This window comes from Sulfitobacter sp. CW3, from assembly GCF_019392245.1.
GTDB lineage: Bacteria > Pseudomonadota > Alphaproteobacteria > Rhodobacterales > Rhodobacteraceae > Sulfitobacter.
On sequence record NZ_JAHXRL010000001.1, the window covers coordinates 719,419 to 741,564 of the forward strand.

Below are 22,146 nucleotides of genomic sequence, written 5' to 3' on the forward strand. Positions count from 1 at the left end.
TGTTCTCATTTATTTAAGGTTCTGTAAAGAACTTTATGAGAACATTTGTGAACAAAATGCGTGAAAAATGCCTAACCCACTGTAATTAAACGGATCGCCTCATCTTGGCGCATCAACCAAAGTAGCATGCGCGCGGCCCGCCCCCGTGGAGAGGCCAGTTCAGGGTCATCTGCAAGCAATTTGCGGGCGTCCGATTGGGCGGTTTGCATCAAACCGGCTTGGCGTTCCATATCAGCGACCCGGAAACGCGGAACGCCGGATTGCGCCGTCCCGATCAAATCGCCGGTCCCGCGCATTTTCAGATCGGTTTCGGCAATCACAAAACCATCTTCAGTTTCGCGCAAAACCTCCAGCCGTTGCTGGCCTGTCTCACTTAGCGGTGCCTTGTACAGCAGCAAACAGGTCGATTCCGCCTGCCCCCGCCCGACACGCCCGCGCAACTGGTGCAACTGCGCCAAGCCAAAGCTTTCGGCGCGTTCCACCACGATGATGCTGGCATTGGGCACGTCAACGCCGACCTCGATCACGGTCGTCGCGACCAGCACCTTGGTTTCTCCGTTCTGAAAGGCGCGCATCGCCGCGTCTTTGTCCGAGGGTGGCATTTGGCCGTGCACCAGCCCGACAACACCTTCGCCCAGTGTCGCGCGCAAACGCTTGAACCGTTCTTCGGCGGCAATCAGATCGCTGACCTCGCTTTCCTCGACCAGCGGACAAACCCAATAGCATTGCCGCCCTTCGTGGACGGCCGCGCGCAGGCGTTCAACCACTTCGGGGATGCGATCCGTACTGATCAGCGCGGTGCGGATCGGTTTACGCCCGGCGGGCTTTTCATCCAATACCGACACATCCATATCGCCGTATTGCGCAAGCGCGAGGGACCGCGGGATCGGCGTTGCCGTCATGACCAAAACATCCGCCAGGTGGCCCTTTTGCCCCAACTCAAGCCGCTGGCGCACGCCAAAACGGTGCTGTTCATCGACCACCGCAAGCCGCAAATCGGCAAAGCTGACATCGGCCTGAAACACCGCATGCGTGCCAACCAAAATCTGGATCGCACCGCTGGCCAAGGCGGTCAGCTTGGCCCGCCGTTCGGCACCCTTGTCGCGGCCTGTCAGGATTTCCAGAACGACGCAGGCCTGTTCTGCGAGCGGCTGTAGCCCCTCAAGATGTTGACGCGCAAGGATTTCTGTCGGCGCCATCAGGACACCCTGCCCGCCGGATTCAACGACGGCAAGCAGCGCCATAAAGGCCACCAACGTCTTGCCCGCGCCCACATCACCTTGCAACAACCGGTTCATGCGCTGCGGGCTCGCCATGTCCGCCGCGATTTCCGCAATCGCGCGGGTCTGCGCGCCCGTGGGTTTATAGGGCAACGCCGCCAAAACCCGACCCTGCAACGCGCCGGTGCCCTTGCTGGGCCTGCCCTTTTTGCGCCGTTCCTTGGCCCGCGCCAATGCCAGCGTTAACTGATGCGCCATGAATTCATCATAGGCCAACCGTTCGCGCGCCGGGGCTGTTGCAGACAAATCTGCCATTGTTTCAGGGTCATGGGCGGCGTGGATGGCGGTATTGAAATCCGGCCAGCCAGCCTTGGATTTCTGCGACGGGTCAATCCATTCGTCGAATGCAGGCACCCGAGTCAAAGTCGCGCGCGTGGCCTTGTACATCAGCTTTTGCGTGATCCCGCTGGTTAAAGGATACACCGGCTCAAAGCTCGGAATTTGATCGGCTTCATCCTCGGCGACCATAAAATCAGGGTGCACCATCTGCGCCATTCCGTCGAATAATTCGACCCGCCCCGACACAATGCGGCGCGACCCTTCGGGTAATTGGCGTTTCAAATAATCACCGCGCGCATGAAAGAACACCAACTGGAACGATGTCTGCGAATCTTCGACATGGATGCGGTAAGCGCCGGTTTTATTCGCCGCGGCGCGGTGTTGGCCGACGGTGATCGCCACCGTGACGGTAGCAGGCAAAACCGCGTCTTTGACAGTCGCCTGTAACTGCCGGTCGATCCCGGAATAAGGCAATGTAAACAGCAGGTCACGCGGTGCCAGGATGTTCAGCTGGGCGAAATGCTGTGCCGTTTTCGGCCCAACCCCTTCAAGAGTTTCAAGCCCAGAAAACAGCGGGAAAAGGGCTTCAGGCCGGCCCGTCATAGGCCCGCAATCAGGTCAAGCCATTCGTCTTCGTTCAACGTTTTGATCCCCAGATCAGTCGCCTTTTTCGCCTTGGATCCGGCCCCTGGGCCTGCAACCAAAATGTCCGTTTTGGCGCTGACCGATCCTGATACTTTCGCCCCGAGTCGCTCGGCGCGCGCTTTGGCTTCAGCACGGCTCATTTTCTCGAGTGTTCCGGTGAACACGATCGTTTTCCCAGCGACGGGTGATCCTTCGGTGGACGGGCGTGTGGTCTCTTGAATGGTTAATTCTCTTACGAGCCTGTCGATTGACGCACGCTCGGCCTCTTGGGCAAAACTGTTCACCAAGGATTGCGCCATCACCGCACCCACGCCATCGACGCCAATCAGATCATCCCATGCAGGTCCTTCCATGGGTGCCGCTTGGGCGATCGCGGCCTCGAACGCATCCCATGTGGTGTAATGCTGGGCCACAAGGTTTGACGCGGCTTCGCCAACGTGACGTATACCCAGTGCAAAAATCAAACGAGAGAGCGGTATTTTTCGTTTATCCTCAATCGCTTGAAATAGCTTCTCAGCGGATTTTTCACCCCAGCCTTCGCGGTTTTTCAACTGCTGCATCCCGCTGCCAAAGCGTGCTTGCAGGGTAAAGATATCCGCAGGCTCAGCGATCCAGCCATCCGTATAGAACTGTTCGACCTGTTTTGCACCTAGGCCGTCGATATCAAAGGCCGCACGAGACACAAAATGCTTAAGTTTTTCCACAGCTTGCGCCGGGCAAATCAGCCCGCCCGTGCAGCGGCGCACGGCATCGCCGTCTTCACGGATCGCATCGCTGCCGCATTCGGGGCATCTCGTCGGGAATTCATAGGGCTCGGACTCTGCCGGGCGTTTGGTGAGATCAGTATCGGCAATTTTAGGGATTACATCGCCTGCACGATACACCTGCACCCAATCTCCGATGCGAATGTCTTTTCCGTCGCGGATCTTGTTGCCTTTGCTATCCAGCCCTTTGATGTAATCCTCGTTGTGAAGGGTCGCATTTGAAACCACAACACCGCCGACCGTGACGGGTTTCAGCCGCGCAACAGGCGACAATGCACCGGTTCTACCCACCTGAATGGTGATGTCTTCCAGCCGCGTCCAAGCGAGTTCAGCCGGAAATTTATGTGCGATGGCCCAACGCGGTGTTGTTGATCGAAAGCCCAAGCGTTCTTGTAACGACAGATCGTTTGTTTTGTAGACCACGCCATCAATATCGTAGCCAAGCGTCGCGCGCTGTTCCTCGATCATCGCGTAGTGGTCGATCAAATCCTGAGGCGTCTTGCAGATTGCCGTCAGCGCATTGACCGAAAACCCAAACGCCTCAAGCTGCTTGATCGCACCATACTGCGTATCCGACAGCGGGGCAGACAACGCCCCCCATGCATAGGCAAAAAACTTGAGCGGGCGCGCGCGGGTGATCTCGGCATCCAACTGACGCAGAGACCCCGCCGCAGCATTGCGCGGATTGGCAAATGGTTTGCCGCCATTGGCCAGTTGGCGTGTGTTCAGCGCGTCAAAGTCGGCGTGGCTCATATAAACCTCGCCGCGCACCTCAATCAGGTCGGGGGCACCGTCCAGCTTTTGGGGGATATTGGCGACGGTTTTGGCATTTGCCGTTACATTTTCGCCAACCGCCCCGTCGCCCCGCGTTGCCGCCTGTACCAATACGCCCTGCTCGTACCGAAGGGAGAGTGACAAACCGTCGATCTTTGGCTCGGCTGTGTATTCAAGCGCTGAATCCTGCGACAGCCCCAAATACTTTCGGACACGCGCATCAAAATCGATCACATCTTCGTCATCAAAGGCGTTGGACAGCGATAACATCGCAACCGCGTGCTTGACCTTGGAGAACCCGTCGGACGGCCCTGCCCCGATCTGCTCACTGGGGCTGTCTGACCGCTTGAGGGATGGGAACCGTTCCTCAATCTGCGCATTACGCAGTTTGAGGCGATCATATTCCGCATCGCTGATCCGGGGCGCGTCCTTGCCGTGATAGTCGACGTTGGCCTGGTTTAGGATGGCCGCAAGTTTATGTAACTCATCCCGTGCTTGGGTTTCCGTCAATTCTTGAACCGCGATATCTGAATTCAACGCACTGCCCCAGTCTACTGTCTCTACTGGTGCATAAATACGCAGGCATCTTTGGCAGGTCTAGCAGATATCACGCCAAGCGGGTCAAAGGCCGACAGCCATCTTTTCTTGCCCCGACATCGCAGCCGGTTCCGGGTCGCGCAAAACATAGCCACGGCCCCACACGGTTTCGATATAGTTTTCACCGCCAGTTGCGACGCTCAGCTTTTTGCGAAGCTTGCAGATAAAGACGTCAATAATCTTTAACTCCGGCTCGTCCATGCCGCCATACAGATGGTTCAGGAACATCTCTTTGGTCAACGTCGTACCCTTGCGCAGGCTAAGCAGTTCGAACATCTGGTATTCTTTGCCCGTCAGGTGCACGGTTTTCTTGTCCACCGTCACGGTTTTCGCATCCAGGTTGACCGAAATCTGCCCTGTGTTGATCACAGACTGCGAATGCCCCTTGGACCGTCGGATAATTGCGTGAATGCGCGCCACCAGTTCTTCGCGATGAAACGGCTTTGTCAGATAATCATCGGCACCGAACCCAAAACCTTTGATCTTGCTTTCGGTATCATCGGACCCCGACAGAATGAGAATAGGCGTTTCAATTCGGCTGAGCCGAAGCTGGCGCAACACTTCGTGGCCGTTCATGTCGGGCAGGTCCAGATCAAGCAGAATAAGATCGTAATCGTACAGCTTTGCCAGATCGATCCCTTCCTCCCCCAAATCTGTCGCATAGGTATTCAAATTGGCGTGTGTCAGCATCATTTCGATGCTTTTTGAGGTTGTTGGATCGTCTTCTACCAGCAATACGCGCATTCGGTTTCTCCGCTACTTAATTCTTTGCTCTACCAAAACATACCGTGGACAAAAACAATTAATCACACGTTAATAGCATACTACCCGCAATCAAACAACTTACAGTTGTCTGTATTTTTGCAATGCCGTCGTACGCAAGGCAGCCTCCCCATGCTCTGACACAGCACGAACCCACTCAAGGAACTCATCCTCGCTGATGCTGTACCTCTCAAATACATCAGATTGACTAATCAATCCATAGACGACCCCGCGCACCACCGCCGCTTTGCGCGATGCAACCCATCTTCGGGTCGTCCGATCCGGTAAATCAGCGTGACTGAACGTTGTCCCATCCGGTAATGTGACCGCCCGCGGCCCATCGACTTTCTTTAAATACATAACATTTACCACCATTCACCAATCCCAGTAATAAAAGCGATTGTTAATCGGCAGCCTTAAGGACAAATGAAGTGCCCCCTTGAGAATACGGCGCATTTTCTTATATATCGCATCAAACCTCCCGGAGAATTGTCATGCCACTCGATCGCACCCCGCCGTTGAACTCATTGGGCTTTGCAAAAGCCCCGGCCGATACACGTGTCGTTGTTGCCATGTCAGGCGGCGTCGACAGCTCGGTCGTGGCCGCTATGCTGGCCGAGGAAGGCTATGATGTCGTAGGCGTTACCTTGCAGCTTTACGACCATGGTGCGGCCTTGTCGAAAAAGGGCGCGTGCTGTGCGGGCATCGACATTCACGACGCACGTCGCGTGGCCGAAGACATGGGTTTCCCGCATTATGTGCTCGATTACGAAAACGTGTTCAAAGACGCGGTCATCGACGAATTTGCCGACAGCTATCTGGGCGGTGCGACGCCGGTTCCCTGCATTCGCTGCAATGAACGGGTAAAGTTCAAAGACCTGCTTGAAACCGCCAAGGATCTGGACGCCGATTGCATGGCGACGGGCCACTATATCCAACGCAAGATGGGCGAAAACGGTGCCGAACTACACTGTGCTGCCGATGCGAACCGCGATCAAAGCTATTTCCTGTTCTCCACCACACCAGAACAGCTCGATTACCTGCGTTTTCCCTTGGGACACTTGCCCTCCAAGAACGATACGCGCGCGCTGGCAGAAAAATACGGGCTGAGCGTGGCGGATAAACCCGACAGCCAAGACATCTGTTTTGTTCCCAATGGCGACTATGCAGCAGTGATCCGTAAACTGCGCCCCGAGGCCGCAAACCCCGGTGATATCGTCGACACAGACGGCAACGTTTTGGCGCGCCACGACGGGGTCATCAACTATACCATCGGCCAACGTCGCGGGCTCGGCATTGGTGGCCTCGCCGATCCGCTTTACGTGGTCCGTCTGGACGCCGACAAGGCCCAAGTCGTCGTCGGCCCGAAATCCATGCTGGCCACCCGCACGGTCCCCCTGCGCGAGATCAACTGGCTGGGCGACACGCCGCTGATGTCAAAATTCGAATGGCCGATCGCCGTCAAAGTACGCTCCACCCGCCCGCCGATCGACGCAATCCTGCGCCCGATCAGCGACACCACAGCCGAGGTTGAATTGCTGGTACCAGAGGAAGGCGTTTCCCCAGGCCAAGCCTGCGTGTTTTATGATCCCGAAAGCTCACGGATCTACGGCGGTGGATGGATCCACAAAGACTAAACTATTTCCAAATGGACTAAAATCCCGGGGAGTTTGAGGGGCAGCGCCCCTCATTCGTCCCGTGAAACCACCGCCATCCGGTCCAAAACAGCCCGCGCCGCGCGCAAACCGGGTGCCTCACCGCCCTGCCCCAACCGTGCCATGGTCAGCGCCATTGCGTCTTTCTGGGCATCCGGTGCTTCAAATACTGCCGCCAATCCGCCTGCGATCTGATCCGGCGTACAGTCAGGGCCCAGAAACTCGGGCACGACGCGGGTGTCAGACACCAAATTCACCAAGGTCACTGTATCGATCAGCGCCATCGCCTTGATCAAACGAAAGCTTAGCCAATGCATGCGGTAGGCAATGACCATCGGGGTCGCGGCTGCCGCCAATTCCAACGAAACCGTGCCAGATGCGGCCAGTGCCAGATCGGCCGCCCGAAATGCGGCCAGCTTGCGCGTCTGCGCGTCCTCACGGCTTAGCCCGCGCGGATCAAGGACTACCGGCGTGACCTCCCAATCCTGACAGGCCTCAAGCACCGCATCGGCAACGGGGCCTGCTGCGGGGATGACAACGCGCAGATCGGGCACGCCTTTGGCAAATTGCGCCACGGCATCGCCAAATACACCCGACAGCTTGGCCACCTCAGACCGCCGCGATCCGGGCAGAACCATCAACATCGGCGCGTCGCCAATCCCGAATTCCGAACGAAACGTTTGCGCTTGGTCCTGCGTCGCCACGGGTTCGGCCACAACCGGATGCCCGACAAAGTCGCAATCCATCCCTTCGGCCTGCATCAACGGCGGTTCGAACGGGAACAGTGCGAGCACATGATCAACATAGCGCGCCATCTTTTTGGCCCGACCGGGGCGCCATGCCCAGACTGTGGGAGCGACATAGTGAACCGTGCGAATATCAGATTTCGCCTTGACCCGCTTGGCCACGCGCAGGGAAAAATCGGGGCTGTCGATGGTGATCATCACATCCGGCCGCGCGGCGATCACGGCCTCGGCAGTCTCGTTGATCCGGGCCATCAGCGCGCGGTATTTCGGCAAAATCTCGGCGATGCCCATGACTGACAGTTCGGACATGTCGAACCGGCTTTCCAGCCCTTCGGCGGTCATGTCGCTGCCGCCGATCCCTTCAAACGTCACATCGTGGCGCAGGGATTTCAGCCCGGCCATCAAGGCACCACCCAAGCGATCCCCGGACGGTTCGCCCGCGATGATAAACACCTTCATTCCGGTGCCCGCGCCCAAAGAACCAGCCCCAGCTCATCGGCAAGGGTCACACAGCGTTCAGGCTCTAGCACAATCACCCCGCCTGCGGCGATCACGACACCGGAAAGGCCCGCATTATGGGCGGCCTTGATCGTCGCGGGCCCAATCGTAGGCATGTCGATCAGACGGCTTTGGCCGGGTTTCGGCCCTTTGAACAGGATGGCGCGCGAGGTTTTCACCCGCTCTGGCAAGGTGGCCAACAGATGATCCGTGCCGCCGATTGCCTCGATCCCGAACACCTGAGCGCCGCCAACAACGCAGCACTGTCCGATGTCCAAAGGCGCAAGGGTCGCGACCACTTGGGCGGCACGCGCGGCGTCTTGCTCCATCGCGGCGTCAGGACCGTGCGCGCCCAGAACGCCGGGCTGCGCAAGCAGATCAGGTGCCAGATCATGGGCGGCAATAACCGTCATGCCGGCCTGTTCGAATATGTCGATCAACACCCGCAGGGCACCGTCGTCGCCTGCCGCCAACGCTTTTTGAAACAGCGGCACAAGCGGCATCGTATCGGCGTCCAGCTTTGACGGGTCAAAACGCGGGCGTGGCACGCTGCCACAGAAACAAACGCGGGTAATTCCCTTGTCTTTCAGCGCCTTGATCAAACTACCAAGGGTTTCCAGCCGAAAGGTCAACGCGGGCGTCAAACCCTCAACCGGCACATCCTCGTAGGCACAGACAAGCGGCAGGTCTGCCTGCGTCGCTGCCACCCTTTGGGGCAGTCCGCCGCCCCCCGCGATCAGCGCCAGCATCAGCCCGGCGTCAGAAAGTGACGGCCCGTGTCGGCCATGACAAATTCGACGATTTCGCGGACGTAATCGCTTTCTGTCTCATCGCCCAACCGCTGCGCGCGGTCGTGGAACGTGCCTTCGCCCTGCGCCAACATCTGGAACGCGGCCCGCAATGCTGTGATGTCGCTGCGGGCAACGCCACGCCGCTTTAACCCGACAAGGTTCAGCCCATCCAAGGCACCGCGTGGTGCCTGCACCAGACCGTACGGGATCACGTCATTGGTCACCATGGTCACGGCACCGATGATGGCCCCGTGGCCGATGCGCACGAACTGATGGATACCCGCAAGCCCGCCGATGATAACGTCGTCATCAATGATACAGTGCCCTGCAACGGCGCTGCTGTTGGCCATGATCACACGGTCGCCCAGAATGGCATCATGCGCCACGTGGCAGCCCGCCATAAACAGGCCGTCATCACCGATCTTGGTCAGCCCACCACCGCCTTCGGTGCCGCAGTTCATGGTCACATGTTCGCGGATGCGGTTGCGCTTGCCAATCACCAGACGGCTGGCCTCGCCCTTGAATTTCAAATCCTGCGGGATTTCACCGATCACCGCGAACTGAAAGATAACCGTGCCCTCGCCGACCTCGGTTTGGCCGGTAACGATGGCGTGGGATTTCAGAACGGCATCCGCATGCAGCACGACCTGAGGGCCAACGACGCAAAACGGGCCGACCGTGGCCGACGGGTCAATCTGCGCGCCCTCTTCGATAACCGCACTTGGGTGAATATGGCCCATCAGGACATGTCCATCATGGCTGTGAATTCGACTTCGGCAGCCATCTCGCCTTCGACGCTGGCCACACCGCCAAAGCGCCATACCTTGCCGCCCGGCTTGCCGCGCAGGGTTTTCAGCTCCATCCGCAGAACGTCGCCGGGAATGACCTTGCGGCGGAATTTACATTTGTCGATGGCCATGAAGTAAACCTTCATTTCCTTATCCGCCATCTCAAGCGTCACACCGACCATCACAGCAGCGGTTTGTGCCATCGCCTCGATGATTGTGACACCGGGCATGATCGGCATGCCGGGGAAATGCCCCTGAAAATGCGGTTCGTTCATGGTCACGTTTTTCAGGCCCACGGCGCTTTCTGTGCCTTGGATATCAACCACCTTATCGACCAGCAAAAACGGGTAACGATGGGGAATGATCCGCTGGATCATCTGGATGTCAGCGCTTGGCAGGGTGTCAGTCATTGCGGGTCCTGTCTTTTGAAAAACTATGTCTGGCTAGCAATATTGCAGCACTTGAGCAAGCGGGCGGTCTAGTCTTTGCCGCTGCCCACGGATGCATTCAGGCGTGCGATCGCCTGATTTGTGATGTCGATGGCGTTGGCGCTTACGAAAACCGACCGCCGTTCAAGGATCACCGCCGCACCTGTGTCGCGCATCAACTTTTCCAGAACCGGGCTTGCCGCGTCCAGAAACACCTCGCGCTCTTGATCCACAAGATCGTTCAGCGCGCGGCTTTTGGCGGCTTGGGTCAGACGTGTCTGCTGCACCTTTTCGTCAAAGGCATTGGCCAGCGCACGAAAGGCTTCGGCATTCATTGTCTTACGCAGCGCGGTCAGCCGCTCTTCTTCTGTCTCGAGATCTTTTTCAATCTTGCGGTTCTCGGCCGATAATTTCGCGCTTTCGGCGTCGATTTCAGACGCAACCCGCAGGCCAAAGGCGCTTTCGTTAAACACGCGATCGGAATCAATGGTAAGGATCGGACTTTGGATCAAGGTCCGGACCACAGGTGTGTCGACCTGTTGCGAAAATCCCGGCCCTGTCAAAAGTGACAAAGCCGGGACCAAGCATATTATAAGTCTTTTCAGACGCATCTTGCGATTAGAACTGCGTTCTTAGGGTAACTTCGAACGTTTGTTCCTGATCGTAGTCTTCCTTTTTCAGGGCCTTGGATACGTTGAACTGCAACGGCCCCACGGGTGTTTCCCAGAACAAGGACACGCCGATCACGTGACGGAAAGCACCGTCTGCCCCCACAATCGAGCCACCTGTCGTGTCCACGTCGGACAGATCCCAAAGGTTGCCCACATCATAGAACAGACCGCCGTTGATGCCGTACTCTTCGGGCAGACCAATGGGGAATTCAGCCTCGAACCGGGCAACCACATACAGGTTACCGCCAAGCGCGTCGTCAAACGTGCCGCTTTGGTCACGTGGGCCGATACCGCCGGATTCAAACCCGCGCATGATCGATGGCCCCAGCAAAAAGCGGTCAACAACACGGTTGGTGCCGCTGTTCCAGGCCAATGCGCCCCCTTCAAGGGTGGCCCGCAAGGTGACTTCCTCGTTCAGGACCTGCTTTTCGCCAACAACCTTGGCTGTTGTTTTGACGAATTTTGCATCGCCGCCCAAACCGGCGAAATCCTGACCGAATTGCAGCAATATACCCGTTGTCGGGTCGATGCCGGACCGGCGCGTGTCATAGCTGTAGGTATAGCCAAGCGAAGACGCAGTTTGCGCGCCAACCGCGATATCATTGCCAATCACCGGCCCATGCTCTGTCGGGTCGCGGGCAATCATCTCAAAATCTTCAAAGGTATAGCGCAGTTGCAGGCGGCCATTTTCGCTGACCGGGAATGTCAGGCTGGGGCTGAAATTCAAACGCTCGGAGTCAAAAGTTGCGTAGGACGAATTAGTCTCAGCGTAATCAAGGTTCAAGCCAAAGGCCACGTCGCGGCCCAGCAGGCTGGGTTCGATGAAACCGATGCCATAGCGCTTTGCATCTTCGGCGGTGCTGACGGTCAGGTTCAGTTTCTGACCACGGCCCAAGAAGTTATCCTCGGCAAAGCTGATCGCGACACCAACCCCGTCGGTCGATGAGAACGAGCCACCAAAGTTCAAGGAACCGGTTGGTTTTTCTTCGACGTTAACGTCAATCACCACCTGCTCGGGGCTTGATCCCTCGCGGGCGTTGACGTCTGCGGTTTCGAAATAATCAAGCGCGCGGATACGTTCGGCGCTGGCGCGGATTTCACGCGGGTTGAACGGGTCGCCCTCTACGCTGTCAAACTGGCGGCGGACAACACGGTCCATCGTTGTTGTGTTGCCTTCGATGTCGATGCGTTCAACAAAAACACGCGGGCCACGGGTAATGCGGTATTCCACATCCAGGGTCAGATCGCGATCATTGCGTTTGATGACGGGTTCGATCCGCATGAAATCGATGCCGTCGCGGATCGCCTGGCGTTCCATTCGTGCGATATCGGTTTCAACCACCGTGGGTGAATACACACCACCGGATTTGACTTTGACAATGTTGCGGTAGACGGCAGGATCAACACCGTTGATTGTCGACGTTACCGAGATATCGCCAAATTTGAATTGCTGGCCTTCTTGGATGTTGAACTGAACGAAATACCCGTCCCGTTCTTCGGTCAGCTGCGCGTTAACTGCGGAAATGCGCATGTCGACATAGCCGCGCGAGTTATAGAAGTCGCGCAACATTTGCCGGTCGATATCCGTGCGCTGCGCTACGAATGTGTCGCGCTTGATCAAGAACCGGAACAGGCCTGCCTGTTTTGTCCCCAGCACGCGGCGCAAGCGGCGGTCGGAATAGATACGGTTGCCGACAAAGCTCAGACGTTCGATTTCGACGTTGTCGCCTTCGAAGATTTCAAACACCAGATCAACACGGTTCTGGCTGCGGCGGATGACCTTGGGCTGTACCCGCGCTGAAATGCGGCCATCATTGCTATAGGCTTCGGCAATCGAATTGGCGTCTTTTTCGGCCTGCGTAGGGTTAAAGACGCGGCGTGCGTCCGACCCGATCATGGCGGCCAGCGCTTCGTCTTTGATCCGGGCGTTCCCCTCAAAGCTGATGCGGTTGATCGTGGGGTATTCAACAACGGTGATCACCAAGGTGCCGCCGCGCGGTTCAATCGTAACCGATTCAAACAGACCGCTGGCCTGCAGGTTTTGGTAGGCGTCGTTCAACTGACCACCCGATACAGCGCGACCCCGGGCGATTCCGGCACGGCTTAGAACGGCGCTGTCACCGATCCGGTTGTTGCCTTCGATCTGAATTGTACTGAACTGGTATTCTTGGGCCTGCGACTGCGATCCAGGAACGAGCCAAGCCACTGACAGCATTACACAAAATGAAGCGCTGCGAAGCGATCTTGAAAATGGCTTTACCGCCGACTTTTGGGCAGAATTGCCCAACCCGTTTTCATGCGCCATCTTCTACACCTGTATTTAATTCTATTTTGAATCTGATTAGACAAATTAACACCGGTTGTCAAAAACAAGAAGCCGATGAACCCCTTTAAATCAGGGCTTCAATCGGCTTGCTTTGAGATCAGATTGTATGAGGCGATGCAGCTTAAGCAGAGCCGAGGTAGGCCCCTGCTGCCAGTGCAAACGCCAATGCACCCAAGTAAAGGCCACGATCCCAGTTCAGATCAACCAAAAGCCCGAGCCCGCGGTATTTCGATTTGATGGCATTCATGAGATATCCCCTCGCTTGTATGACAAAGCGTATAGACATCAAATAAGGCGAAATTTTCCGCGAATTGTGGCAACATTGTGGCGCGTTAGCTATTCAAGCTATATTTACGCTGTGATCGACGTGTATTCCCCGCCCTAAGGGCAGAAAATATCGTTCCCAAGGGCAAAGACCATCAGGCCCAGCACCAGCGTCAGACCAATGGTCATCAATATCCGCAATGCGCCATCGCTTGGTGGTTTGCCGGTCACGGCCTCATAGGCGTAAAACACCAGATGGCCGCCATCCAACGCAGGGATCGGGAACAGGTTCAAAAGGCCGACCGCCGTGGACAACACCGCGATAAAATAGATGAACGATTGCGCGCCTTGCGATGCCATAGCGCCCGAGGTTTGGGCGATTCCAACCGGGCCGGACAGGTTACAGGTACTGATGTCACCGATAATCATGTGCTTGAGGCCGGATATCGACCCCTGAATGATCCGGCCAGTATTGGTCACGCCAGCCCACAGCGCATCAAGCACACCGGGCGATGTTGTCGCAGCATCAAAGGCCGTGCCACCCGCAATGCCGATCCGCGTTTGCGATTTGAAACTGCCGTCAGGCTGCGGCTCGTCAATGACCTTGGGCTTCATGGTGAACTCAAGGGTTTCGCCGTCGCGCCATACGGTCAGCAACAACGCCCGCCCCTCGGACGCCTCGACAAATTTCTTGAGCTGGCTAAAGGCAAAGATCGGCACGCCATCAACACCGGTGATCACGTCGCCCGCCACCAAACCAGCCTCATATGCGGCGGATTGTGGCATGACCTGTTTGACCAATGTCGGCATGATATAGGGGCCGGGCACGGTCATCTGCTGGCCGTCGCGCATCACGTCGTAATACAGCGGCTGACCCAGCGGGATCGCATCAAACGCGGCGGAATATGCGGTGGCATCATCCGCCGACGGGATCGGAATTCCCGCAACCGACAGGATTTCATCACCCGTTTTCAGCTGTGACTCCTCGAACGGCAATGCGCGTAATTCGCCCACGGTCAGCGGGTCCTTGGCGACACCAACCTGCAAGGCTATCACGGTGAAAATGATAATCGACATGGCAAAATTGAACAACGGGCCTGCGGCAACCGTCGCGGCACGCGCCCACAGCGGGGCACCGTGCATCGTGCTGCGCAAGCGGACGGGATCGGCCTGTGCGGCCTCCATCGCGGCGTCATCCTTGCCCGAGGCGGCATTCGCGTCGCCTGCAAATTTCACATACCCCCCGAACGGAAGTGCCGCGATCTGCCAAACGGTGCCCCGTTTATCGACGCGGCTGTACAGCACCGGCCCGAACCCGAGCGAAAACACATCTGCGTGAATCCCCGACCAGCGCCCCACGATATAGTGGCCGTATTCATGGATCGCGACGATCACAGACAGCGCAACGACAAAGGCCAGCAAAGTCCAGATCAGACCGCTAAATTGGGGTATCAGTGCAAAAATGTCCAAAACGCTATGCTGCCCTTTTGTTGATTATGGTTTGTGCTGCCTGCCTTGCCAGATGGTCCACCTGCGCGACGTTATCAAGGGTCATGGTCGCATCAATCAGGCCGGCATCGGAATTTAGCTGGGTCAATGTGTCTTCAACGACCTCGGCCATTTGCTGAAACCGCAAGCGCCCGTCGATAAATCCATCCAGCGCGGTTTCCTTGGCGGCGTTGAAAACAGCGCCCGCCATGCCGCCACGTTCCATCACCTCGCGGGCCAGCCGCAATGCGGGCCAGCGCGTCTCGTCGGGGGTGCGGAATTCGAAGCTGCCGATCTTGGCAAGATCAAGCCGTTCCACGGGTAGCGGTTTGCGGTGCGGGTGATGCAGGGCAAAGCCGATGGCGTGGCGCATGTCAGGTGGTCCCACATGGGCCATCAGCGCGCCGTCATTAAAACCGACTAAGGCATGGATCATGGATTGCGGGTGCACCAACACTTCGATTCGTGCAGCGTCTATATTGAAAAACTCATGTGTTTCAATAACTTCCATCGCCTTGTTGAACATTGATGCGCTGTCGATGGTGATCCGCGGCCCCATATCCCAGTTGGGATGGTTCAACGCCTGATCCAGCGTGGCATCCGCCAGCTTTTCAATCGGCCAATCACGAAATGCGCCGCCGCTGGCGGTAATGATGATCCGCTCGACGGCGGCCATGTCCTCGCCGATCAGGGCCTGAAATATCGCGGAATGTTCGCTGTCTACGGGCAGGATTGCGGCACCGTGAGTTTGGGCGGTTTCAAGTATCAGCCGACCCGCACAGACCAGCGATTCCTTGTTGGCCAGCGCCAGCGTCGCCCCTTGTTTCAGCGCCTCGATGCCAGGCACCAGCCCTGCGGCGCCGATGATGGCCGACATCACCCAATCCGCAGGACGGGTCGCGGCCTCGCGGATGGCATTGGCACCGGCTGCGGCTTTGACCCCACTGCCCTGCAAGGCATCGCGCAGATCATCCAACAGCGTGTCATGGGCAGTGATCGCAATATCTGCGCCCAGTTCTTTGGCATCTGCCGCAAGCTGCGCAATATTGCCAGCACCGGTCAGGGCCACAACGTCATAATCCTCAGGCGCACGCCGGATCAGATCAATGGTATTTTGCCCGATGGAGCCGGTGGCCCCGAAGATACTTACACGCCGTTTCATATGGGATCAGTTCAAGGTCGGGGTGATGGTCAGGAACTGGCCGATGATCAGCAAGAACAACGCCGCGCCCAACATGCCGTCAAACCTGTCCAGCAAACCGCCATGGCCGGGGATCAGGTTCGAGCTGTCCTTGGCCCCTACCCGCCGCTTCATACCGGATTCGGCCATATCACCCATTTGCGACGCCATGGAGACTGCGACAGAAACACCGACCAGCTGCATCCCGATGCCTGTGTTGAGCGAAAACAGATAGCCCACGATTGCGGCCCCGACCCAGCCTGCGGCGGTGCCCGACCATGTTTTCTTGGGGCTGACGCGGGGCCAGAATTTAGGCCCGCCGATGGCGCGGCCCGCGAAATACCCGAACACGTCGGTGATCACGACCACCAACACCAGCCACATCATCCAGCCAAAGCCATATCCATCGCGAATTTGCGACAGGCCAAAGCCGGCGAGCATGATCATGACGGTAAAACACATGAAAATCGTGCGGTGTTTTTCAAGCTGCCCAAAGCCGACCAGCGCCGGGGCCAGCAGAACGGGCAAGGCAAACCCCATCGGCAAATAGATCGCCGCGAGCGTCGCGCCGCCCACCAGCAGGCCCATCTGGATTTTGACCTGCGGGCGGTCGGGGTTCAACATCCCGACAAGTTCCCACGCCATCAGGCCGCAAATGATCGCCACCAAGACGTGAAAAATTGGCCCGCCCATCGCAATACCGCCAAGGCCGATCGCGATCATTGCGATCGCCGATCCCAACCGCGCAGCAAGGTCAGACCACTTTTCCGAAGTTCCTGTCATAGGATACGTCCTTTTGTACCGGTCATGGTTTCACGGCACCAAAACGACGGTCCCTACAGCCAAATGACGCGCAAAGCTTACCAAATTCTTCCTTCGAGAAATCCGGCCAGAGCGTGTCGATAAATTCATATTCCGCATAGGCGGATTGCCATAGCAGAAAGTTGGAAATCCGCGCCTCTCCGCTGGTGCGGATCACCAGATCTGGGTCCGGCAGCACATGGGTGTCCAGATAGCGCGGCAGCGTTTCCTCGTCCACGTCATCGGGGTCAAGCAGCCCGGCGGCGACATCCTTGGCCAGCCGTTTGGTCGCGCGGGCGACCTCGTCGCGGCCACCGTAATTCAGGGCGATTGTCAGATGGGTGCGGGTGTTATGTTCGGTTTCACGCTCAAGATCGTTCATCAGCTTGATCAGCTTGTCGTCCAGCTTGACCCGATCCCCGATGAACCGCACCCGCACGCCACGGGCCTTGAGCGCCCTTGTTTCCTTGGCAATATACATCCGAAACAGGCTCATCAGCCCGGCAACCTCGGTTTGGGTCCGCTTCCAATTCTCGGTCGAAAAGGCAAAAATCGTCAGGTATTCCACGCCAAAGGATTGGCAGGCTTCGACAATCTCGCGGACGCGCTTGGCACCTGCGTGATGGCCCATCAACCGTGGACGACCGCGCTGCGTCGCCCAACGGCCATTGCCATCCATAATGATTGCCACATGCCGTGGCGCCCCTGGAACCAGCTCGGACGATGGGTGAGACGCAGAAGGCATCAGACCTGCATGATCTCGGCTTGTTTCGTCTCAAGCTGATCATCGATCATGGCGATGTATTTGTTTGTCAGATCCTGAACTTCGCCTTCCCAGACCTTTTGATCATCTTCGGACATGCCATCGGCCTTGGCCTTTTTGATCTGGTCCATGCCGTCGCGGCGGATGTTGCGAATGGAAACGCGGGCGTTTTCGCTGTACTGGCCCGCAACCTTGGTCAACTGCGTGCGGCGTTCTTCGTTCAGCTCGGGGATCGGCAGCATGATGATGGTGCCGTTTAGCTGCGGGTTAATGCCCAGACCAGATTCGCGGATCGCTTTTTCGACTTTGCCGACCAGCCCCTTGTCCCAGACATTGATCGTAACCATTCGTGGTTCAGGTACGTTGACCGTGCCAACCTGATTGATTGGCGTCTTGGTCCCGTAGGCATCCACCATCACGGGCTCCAACATGGACGCCGACGCGCGGCCTGTGCGCAAAGATGCAAATTCAGTGCGCAACGAAGCAATTGCACCATCCATGCGGCGCTGAAGGTCGTCGGTATCCAACATAAAATCGTCTGACATGATGTCCCCGGTGGTTGTGTAACTGTTTATATTTCAATCGATATAGCGGCATCGCCCCCCATTTGTATAGAGAGCAGCCCCCGGTTTTGATCCCGCGTTAGCCTTGGACGCGGGTATAGGTGCCCTGACCCGCCAAAATCCCGCGGAAACCGCCCGGCTCGTCGAGCGAGAACACGATGATCGGCAGGTTGTTGTCGCGCGCCAGTGCGATGGCCGACGCATCCATGACCCCCAACCGCTTTTGCAGCACATCGTCATAGCTGACAGTGTCATAGCGCTTGGCGTCGTCGAATTTTGCGGGGTCTTTGTCGTATACGCCGTCAACCTTGGTGCCTTTAAAGATCGCTTCGCAGGCCATTTCATTGGCGCGCAGGGTCGCTGCGGTGTCGGTCGTGAAATACGGGTTACCGGTGCCGGCGGCAAAAATGCACACGCGCTTTTTCTCAAGGTGGCGCACGGCGCGGCGGCGGATATAGGGCTCGGCCACTTCGTTCATGGTGATCGCGGAAATCACGCGGGTGTGGATGTCTAGTTCCTCAAGCGCGGATTGCATGGCCAGCGCGTTCATCACTGTGGCAAGCATTCCCATATAGTCAGCCGTCGTACGCTCCATCCCTTGGGCGCTGCCCTGAAGGCCGCGAAAGATGTTGCCGCCGCCGATGACCATACAAATCTCGACGCCCAGATCATGGACGGATTTTACTTCGCGTGCGATGCGTTGAACCGTTGGTGGATGCAGGCCAAATCCCTGATCGCCCATCAATGCCTCTCCCGAAATCTTGAGCATCACCCGTTTGAATGTCACTTTAGGGAGGTCATCTGTCATGGGGGGCACCTTTCGAGGGTGAGAGAAGGGTTTTCATTGCGCTGTAAAATGTCGCAAATAGCAGAAATGTTCAATGCTCCGTCAAAGGTCCACGCAAAGAAATGCCGCAAACTTCCCTTACGTCTATCGATGCTGTGATCGCATCTACCGATCCTGCCCTGCCTGTGTTGATCGCAGGGCCCACCGCGTCGGGAAAATCTGCGCTGGCTTTGGCGCTGGCTGAAACCCAAGGCGGTGTGGTCGTGAATGCCGATGCCAGCCAGGTCTACGACTGTTGGCGGGTGATTTCGGCACGGCCATCGGCATCCGAAGAATCACGTGCCAAGCATCTGTTATACGGCCATATTTCCGCAGATCAGCCCTATTCCGTCGGCCACTGGTTACGCGAAGTGACGGGGATTTTGCAGCAAGGCATCAGGCCGATTATCGTCGGCGGCACAGGGTTGTATTTCGGCGCGTTGACCCAAGGGCTGGCCGATATTCCCGCCATCCCTGAACCCGTTCGCGCTGCGGCGCAGGCCATGACGCGTGACGAAATGATCGCCCAGCTTGATCCGCTAACTTCCGCTCGTTTGGATCTGAACAACCCGATGCGGGTGCAGCGCGCATGGGAAGTGTTGACCACAACGGGGCGCGGATTGGCACAATGGCAGGATGACACGCCGCCGCCGCTGCTGCCCCTGACGGGCTGCACCGCCATTGCCGTTGATGCCGACAAAGACTGGCTGAACAGCCGCATTGTCCAACGCTTTGACCAGATGTTGGACCAAGGGGCGCTGGACGAGGTTGCCGCCGTGCGCCCGCACTATGACCCCGAGCTGCCCGCGCACCGCGCCATCGGCGTGCCCGAGCTGATGGCCTATCTTGACGGGCACCTGACCTTGGACGCGGCGCGCGAAGACGCCATTATTGCAACGCGGCAATATGCGAAACGTCAGCGGACGTGGCTTCGGAAGAACGCCAAAATGTGGCGGAAATACGTACCATCATAGTGGCATAAAATATCACAAACATGACTTTAATTCGCCACATAAGTGTATAATACTCATTTTGAGTATAATTATTGTGATGGTTTTCTATGATTAGTAATGGTGTGGTTCAAATACTGTCGTTGGCGCAACTTTCGCAGGGGCAAGACTGGCGATTGTTTTTGTCGCATGACTACCAATCACACCTGCTTATATGGATCACCCGGGGCCAAGGCCTGTTGCAGCTGGACGGACAGCGGCGCGGTCTGGGCGCACATAACGCGATTTTCGTGCCCGCCGGTTCATTGTTTTCTATCGAATTGGGCCGGCAAGGGTTTGGTCAGGCGGTGGTCATTCCTGACGGCACGCAGTTGAACCTGCCCCATATGCCCCGCCATCTGCGGATCAGGGATGTGCGCGCCCAGTCAGAGCTGACCGGCCTGATCGAGGCTGCACAACGCGAACAACAAGCGCCCCGCTCTCTTTCCAGTCAGGCGCTCGAAGCGCATGCCGCACTGATGTCGGTCTGGCTGCGGCGTCAAATCATGCAAGACGAACATGTGCCCGACCACATCAGCGCCGGCATCCGGTTAAGCGCACGGTTCTGCAAAATGGTGTCGGAACGTTTCGCAACCGGCGTACCGATGGCCACCTATGCCGATGTGCTGGGGGTGACCCCCACCCACCTGACCCGTGCGGTTAAAGCCGCCACAGGAAAGACCGCCGCTGATATCCTGACCGAACGCGTGGTCTATGAGGCGCGCGATCTGCTGACCACGACCGAACATTCAGCCCAAAGCATTGCGCAGCAGCTTGGATTTGGATCGGCCGCCTATTTTACACGATTTATTCAACAGCATACCGGAAGGCCCCCCAGCAAGTTGCGTGCCGCCAATCAGGGCCTGCCTTTGCAGGGCAATGCACCCCCCCGCGCTGTCGCCGATGTCGCGGATAGAATTGCCTGATGTCGCATTTAATCGCTTAAACGCCGAAAGCCAACATTGACCTGCAGTGCTTTCTTGTGCCTCATAGGGGCACAAGAAGGTGCCGCTGTGGTTCTATTATGCAGATAATGAGCACCAAGGGAGATATGCAACACGCGTGATTAGCCAAAGGCTTGAGTGATGTGCTGCGCCGACAATCAACAAGGGCCAAGGTGCCCGAGATCCGGTTGGGCGTATTCCGTCTGCCACGCAACAGGGATGTTTCATGGGGATTTTCATACTGCGCCGTCTTGGCCTGATGCTTTTGACGGCACTGTGCCTGACGTTCATTGTATTTTGGTTAACCAATCTTTACCCCAACCTCGAAAAACTGGCCAAGACCCAAGGCAACTTTCGCATGTCGGACGAGGCCGTCACCAGCTATCTTGAAAATCGCGGTTACCTTCAGCCGACACCGGTCAAGTTCGGCCAATGGCTGGGGGTCGTACCGGGCTGGATCACCGAAGCCGAGGACGGCACGACCACCGGCCGTTGTTTTACCAGCGCCACCCCAGCTGATGAACGCCCAAGGTTTTGTGGTGTCTTGCAGGGGGATTGGGGATTTTCTACTGTATTCAAAGAAGACGTCGGCGCGACAGTCCTGACGCGTCTTGGTTTGACCGGAAAGCTGATGCTGTGTGTGTTGATGCTGATGGTGCCCTGCGCCCTGATCGTCGGCGTGTTGGCGGGCATGCGCGAAGGATCGCGTCTGGATCGGTCGCTATCGACCTTTTCGATCGCCACCACAGCCACCCCTGAATATGTATCTGGCGTTATCTTTATCGCGGTTCTAGCGTCCTCGCGCTTTGGCATATCGCCGTGGCTTGCTGAAATGGGCTGGATCGACGGCAAGACATTGTTTCTGGGGTCCGCCACATCGGCCATGAAGGACGCGACGTTCTGGAATTTCTTCCTGCCCGTTCTCACAATCTCGCTATACGGGATGGGCTATATCGCGCGGATGACCCGTGCGTCGATGACCGAAGTGATGACCGCGCAATACATCCGCACCGCGCGCCTCAAGGGCGTCAAGTTCCGCGATATTGTCCTGAAACACGCCTTGCGTAATGCGCTGATTGCACCGTTCACAGTGATCATGCTGCAAATTCCGTGGCTGCTGAACGGTGTCGTCATCGTCGAGACCCTGTTCAACTACAAAGGCTTTGGCTGGCTGTTGGTACAGGCCGCGGCCAACAACGATATCGAACTGTTGCTGGCCGTCTCGGTCGTGTCTGTCATCGTGGTTCTGGCCACACAGCTGATCTCTGATATCGGCTATGTGATTTTGAACCCGCGCATTCGCATCACATAAAGAAAGGGCAGG

General features: G+C 57.3%; 21 protein-coding genes. 4 read left to right on the forward strand and 17 right to left on the reverse strand.

Going from position 1 to position 22,146, the window contains the following annotated elements:
• Positions 1-71 precede the first annotated feature (71 nt).
• The 4 genes from recG to KZZ06_RS03345 all read right to left on the reverse strand — a co-directional run bounded on the left by recG (position 72) and on the right by KZZ06_RS03345 (position 5,461).
• Positions 72-2,162, reverse strand: coding sequence for an ATP-dependent DNA helicase RecG (gene recG / locus KZZ06_RS03330; protein ID WP_219578584.1), 2,091 nt, complete (start codon positions 2,160-2,162; stop codon positions 72-74).
• Entirely contained in the window at positions 2,159-4,279 is a 2,121-nt protein-coding gene (ligA, locus tag KZZ06_RS03335) for an NAD-dependent DNA ligase LigA (protein WP_219578585.1), read from the reverse strand. Before ligA ends, recG begins: the two co-directional genes overlap by 4 nt.
• A gap of 84 nt (positions 4,280-4,363) precedes the next feature.
• Entirely contained in the window at positions 4,364-5,083 is a 720-nt protein-coding gene (ctrA, locus tag KZZ06_RS03340; protein WP_219578586.1) for a response regulator transcription factor CtrA, read from the reverse strand.
• A gap of 99 nt (positions 5,084-5,182) precedes the next feature.
• The gene (locus KZZ06_RS03345; protein WP_219578658.1) at positions 5,183-5,461 is read right to left on the reverse strand and encodes a DUF1153 domain-containing protein; all 279 of its coding nucleotides are present in this window, start codon (positions 5,459-5,461) and stop codon (positions 5,183-5,185) included.
• 134 nt (positions 5,462-5,595) lie between these two features.
• On the opposite strand from KZZ06_RS03345, the gene mnmA reads away from it, so the two are divergent.
• Positions 5,596-6,738: a tRNA 2-thiouridine(34) synthase MnmA gene (gene mnmA / locus KZZ06_RS03350; RefSeq protein WP_219578587.1), complete on the forward strand. Its 1,143-nt coding sequence runs from the start codon at positions 5,596-5,598 to the stop codon at positions 6,736-6,738.
• A gap of 50 nt (positions 6,739-6,788) precedes the next feature.
• On the opposite strand, the gene lpxB is transcribed toward mnmA, so the two are convergent.
• The 13 genes from lpxB to pyrH form a co-directional block, all read right to left on the reverse strand.
• Complete coding sequence (gene lpxB, locus KZZ06_RS03355; RefSeq protein ID WP_219578588.1) at positions 6,789-7,961, reverse strand: lipid-A-disaccharide synthase; 1,173 nt, start codon at positions 7,959-7,961, stop codon at positions 6,789-6,791.
• Entirely contained in the window at positions 7,958-8,749 is a 792-nt protein-coding gene (locus tag KZZ06_RS03360; protein ID WP_219578589.1) for an LpxI family protein, read from the reverse strand. Before KZZ06_RS03360 ends, lpxB begins: the two co-directional genes overlap by 4 nt.
• Positions 8,749-9,531: an acyl-ACP--UDP-N-acetylglucosamine O-acyltransferase gene (gene lpxA, locus KZZ06_RS03365; RefSeq protein WP_219578590.1), complete on the reverse strand. Its 783-nt coding sequence runs from the start codon at positions 9,529-9,531 to the stop codon at positions 8,749-8,751. The genes KZZ06_RS03360 and lpxA overlap by 1 nt, the downstream gene beginning before the upstream one ends.
• Entirely contained in the window at positions 9,531-9,989 is a 459-nt protein-coding gene (fabZ, locus tag KZZ06_RS03370) for a 3-hydroxyacyl-ACP dehydratase FabZ (protein ID WP_219578591.1), read from the reverse strand. Before fabZ ends, lpxA begins: the two co-directional genes overlap by 1 nt.
• A 68-nt stretch (positions 9,990-10,057) precedes the next feature.
• Positions 10,058-10,579 carry an OmpH family outer membrane protein gene (locus tag KZZ06_RS03375; RefSeq protein WP_257884173.1) on the reverse strand — a complete coding sequence of 174 codons (522 nt, stop codon included), beginning with the start codon at positions 10,577-10,579 and terminating at the stop codon, positions 10,058-10,060.
• A gap of 46 nt (positions 10,580-10,625) precedes the next feature.
• Positions 10,626-12,893 carry an outer membrane protein assembly factor BamA gene (bamA, locus tag KZZ06_RS03380; RefSeq protein ID WP_219578659.1) on the reverse strand — a complete coding sequence of 756 codons (2,268 nt, stop codon included), beginning with the start codon at positions 12,891-12,893 and terminating at the stop codon, positions 10,626-10,628.
• Between the two features lie 232 nt (positions 12,894-13,125).
• A complete protein-coding gene (locus KZZ06_RS22435; RefSeq protein WP_257884174.1) occupies positions 13,126-13,251 on the reverse strand; it encodes a hypothetical protein in 126 nt (41 codons plus the stop codon).
• 134 nt (positions 13,252-13,385) lie between these two features.
• The gene (rseP, locus tag KZZ06_RS03385) at positions 13,386-14,738 is read right to left on the reverse strand and encodes an RIP metalloprotease RseP (protein ID WP_219578593.1); all 1,353 of its coding nucleotides are present in this window, start codon (positions 14,736-14,738) and stop codon (positions 13,386-13,388) included.
• A 4-nt stretch (positions 14,739-14,742) separates the two neighbouring features.
• Positions 14,743-15,918 carry a 1-deoxy-D-xylulose-5-phosphate reductoisomerase gene (gene dxr / locus KZZ06_RS03390; RefSeq protein WP_219578594.1) on the reverse strand — a complete coding sequence of 392 codons (1,176 nt, stop codon included), beginning with the start codon at positions 15,916-15,918 and terminating at the stop codon, positions 14,743-14,745.
• Between the two features lie 6 nt (positions 15,919-15,924).
• Positions 15,925-16,719 carry a phosphatidate cytidylyltransferase gene (locus KZZ06_RS03395; RefSeq protein WP_219578595.1) on the reverse strand — a complete coding sequence of 265 codons (795 nt, stop codon included), beginning with the start codon at positions 16,717-16,719 and terminating at the stop codon, positions 15,925-15,927.
• A 22-nt stretch (positions 16,720-16,741) separates the two neighbouring features.
• The gene (locus KZZ06_RS03400; RefSeq protein ID WP_219578596.1) at positions 16,742-17,482 is read right to left on the reverse strand and encodes an isoprenyl transferase; all 741 of its coding nucleotides are present in this window, start codon (positions 17,480-17,482) and stop codon (positions 16,742-16,744) included.
• The gene (gene frr / locus KZZ06_RS03405) at positions 17,482-18,045 is read right to left on the reverse strand and encodes a ribosome recycling factor (protein ID WP_219578597.1); all 564 of its coding nucleotides are present in this window, start codon (positions 18,043-18,045) and stop codon (positions 17,482-17,484) included. Before frr ends, KZZ06_RS03400 begins: the two co-directional genes overlap by 1 nt.
• 97 nt (positions 18,046-18,142) lie before the next feature.
• Positions 18,143-18,871, reverse strand: coding sequence for a UMP kinase (pyrH, locus tag KZZ06_RS03410; protein WP_219578598.1), 729 nt, complete (start codon positions 18,869-18,871; stop codon positions 18,143-18,145).
• Between the two features lie 101 nt (positions 18,872-18,972).
• Between pyrH and miaA the strand changes: the two genes are divergently transcribed.
• From miaA to KZZ06_RS03425, 3 genes are all read left to right on the forward strand, one after another.
• On the forward strand, positions 18,973-19,863 hold the full coding sequence (gene miaA, locus KZZ06_RS03415) for a tRNA (adenosine(37)-N6)-dimethylallyltransferase MiaA (protein ID WP_219578599.1): 891 nt from the start codon (positions 18,973-18,975) through the stop codon (positions 19,861-19,863).
• Between the two features lie 86 nt (positions 19,864-19,949).
• Positions 19,950-20,804, forward strand: a complete 855-nt coding sequence (locus KZZ06_RS03420) for an AraC family transcriptional regulator (RefSeq protein WP_219578600.1) — start codon at positions 19,950-19,952, stop codon at positions 20,802-20,804.
• Positions 20,805-21,048: 244 nt separating this feature from the next.
• The gene (locus KZZ06_RS03425; protein ID WP_219578601.1) at positions 21,049-22,134 is read left to right on the forward strand and encodes an ABC transporter permease; all 1,086 of its coding nucleotides are present in this window, start codon (positions 21,049-21,051) and stop codon (positions 22,132-22,134) included.
• Positions 22,135-22,146 lie beyond the last annotated feature (12 nt).

What these genes read in the sequence shown, in the direction of transcription:
- recG (WP_219578584.1), bottom strand. Translation starts at nt 2,162, where the DNA reads ATGACGGGCCGGCCTGAAGCCCTTTTCCCGCTGTTTTCTGGGCTTGAA.
- ctrA (WP_219578586.1), bottom strand. Translation starts at nt 5,083, where the DNA reads ATGCGCGTATTGCTGGTAGAAGACGATCCAACAACCTCAAAAAGCATC.
- KZZ06_RS03345 (WP_219578658.1), bottom strand. Translation starts at nt 5,461, where the DNA reads ATGTATTTAAAGAAAGTCGATGGGCCGCGGGCGGTCACATTACCGGAT.
- mnmA (WP_219578587.1), top strand. Translation starts at nt 5,596, where the DNA reads ATGCCACTCGATCGCACCCCGCCGTTGAACTCATTGGGCTTTGCAAAA.
- lpxB (WP_219578588.1), bottom strand. Translation starts at nt 7,961, where the DNA reads ATGAAGGTGTTTATCATCGCGGGCGAACCGTCCGGGGATCGCTTGGGT.
- KZZ06_RS03360 (WP_219578589.1), bottom strand. Translation starts at nt 8,749, where the DNA reads ATGCTGGCGCTGATCGCGGGGGGCGGCGGACTGCCCCAAAGGGTGGCA.
- lpxA (WP_219578590.1), bottom strand. Translation starts at nt 9,531, where the DNA reads ATGGGCCATATTCACCCAAGTGCGGTTATCGAAGAGGGCGCGCAGATT.
- fabZ (WP_219578591.1), bottom strand. Translation starts at nt 9,989, where the DNA reads ATGACTGACACCCTGCCAAGCGCTGACATCCAGATGATCCAGCGGATC.
- bamA (WP_219578659.1), bottom strand. Translation starts at nt 12,893, where the DNA reads ATGCTGTCAGTGGCTTGGCTCGTTCCTGGATCGCAGTCGCAGGCCCAA.
- KZZ06_RS22435 (WP_257884174.1), bottom strand. Translation starts at nt 13,251, where the DNA reads ATGAATGCCATCAAATCGAAATACCGCGGGCTCGGGCTTTTGGTTGAT.
- dxr (WP_219578594.1), bottom strand. Translation starts at nt 15,918, where the DNA reads ATGAAACGGCGTGTAAGTATCTTCGGGGCCACCGGCTCCATCGGGCAA.
- KZZ06_RS03395 (WP_219578595.1), bottom strand. Translation starts at nt 16,719, where the DNA reads ATGACAGGAACTTCGGAAAAGTGGTCTGACCTTGCTGCGCGGTTGGGA.
- KZZ06_RS03400 (WP_219578596.1), bottom strand. Translation starts at nt 17,482, where the DNA reads ATGCCTTCTGCGTCTCACCCATCGTCCGAGCTGGTTCCAGGGGCGCCA.
- frr (WP_219578597.1), bottom strand. Translation starts at nt 18,045, where the DNA reads ATGTCAGACGATTTTATGTTGGATACCGACGACCTTCAGCGCCGCATG.
- pyrH (WP_219578598.1), bottom strand. Translation starts at nt 18,871, where the DNA reads ATGACAGATGACCTCCCTAAAGTGACATTCAAACGGGTGATGCTCAAG.
- miaA (WP_219578599.1), top strand. Translation starts at nt 18,973, where the DNA reads ATGCCGCAAACTTCCCTTACGTCTATCGATGCTGTGATCGCATCTACC.
- KZZ06_RS03420 (WP_219578600.1), top strand. Translation starts at nt 19,950, where the DNA reads ATGATTAGTAATGGTGTGGTTCAAATACTGTCGTTGGCGCAACTTTCG.
- KZZ06_RS03425 (WP_219578601.1), top strand. Translation starts at nt 21,049, where the DNA reads ATGGGGATTTTCATACTGCGCCGTCTTGGCCTGATGCTTTTGACGGCA.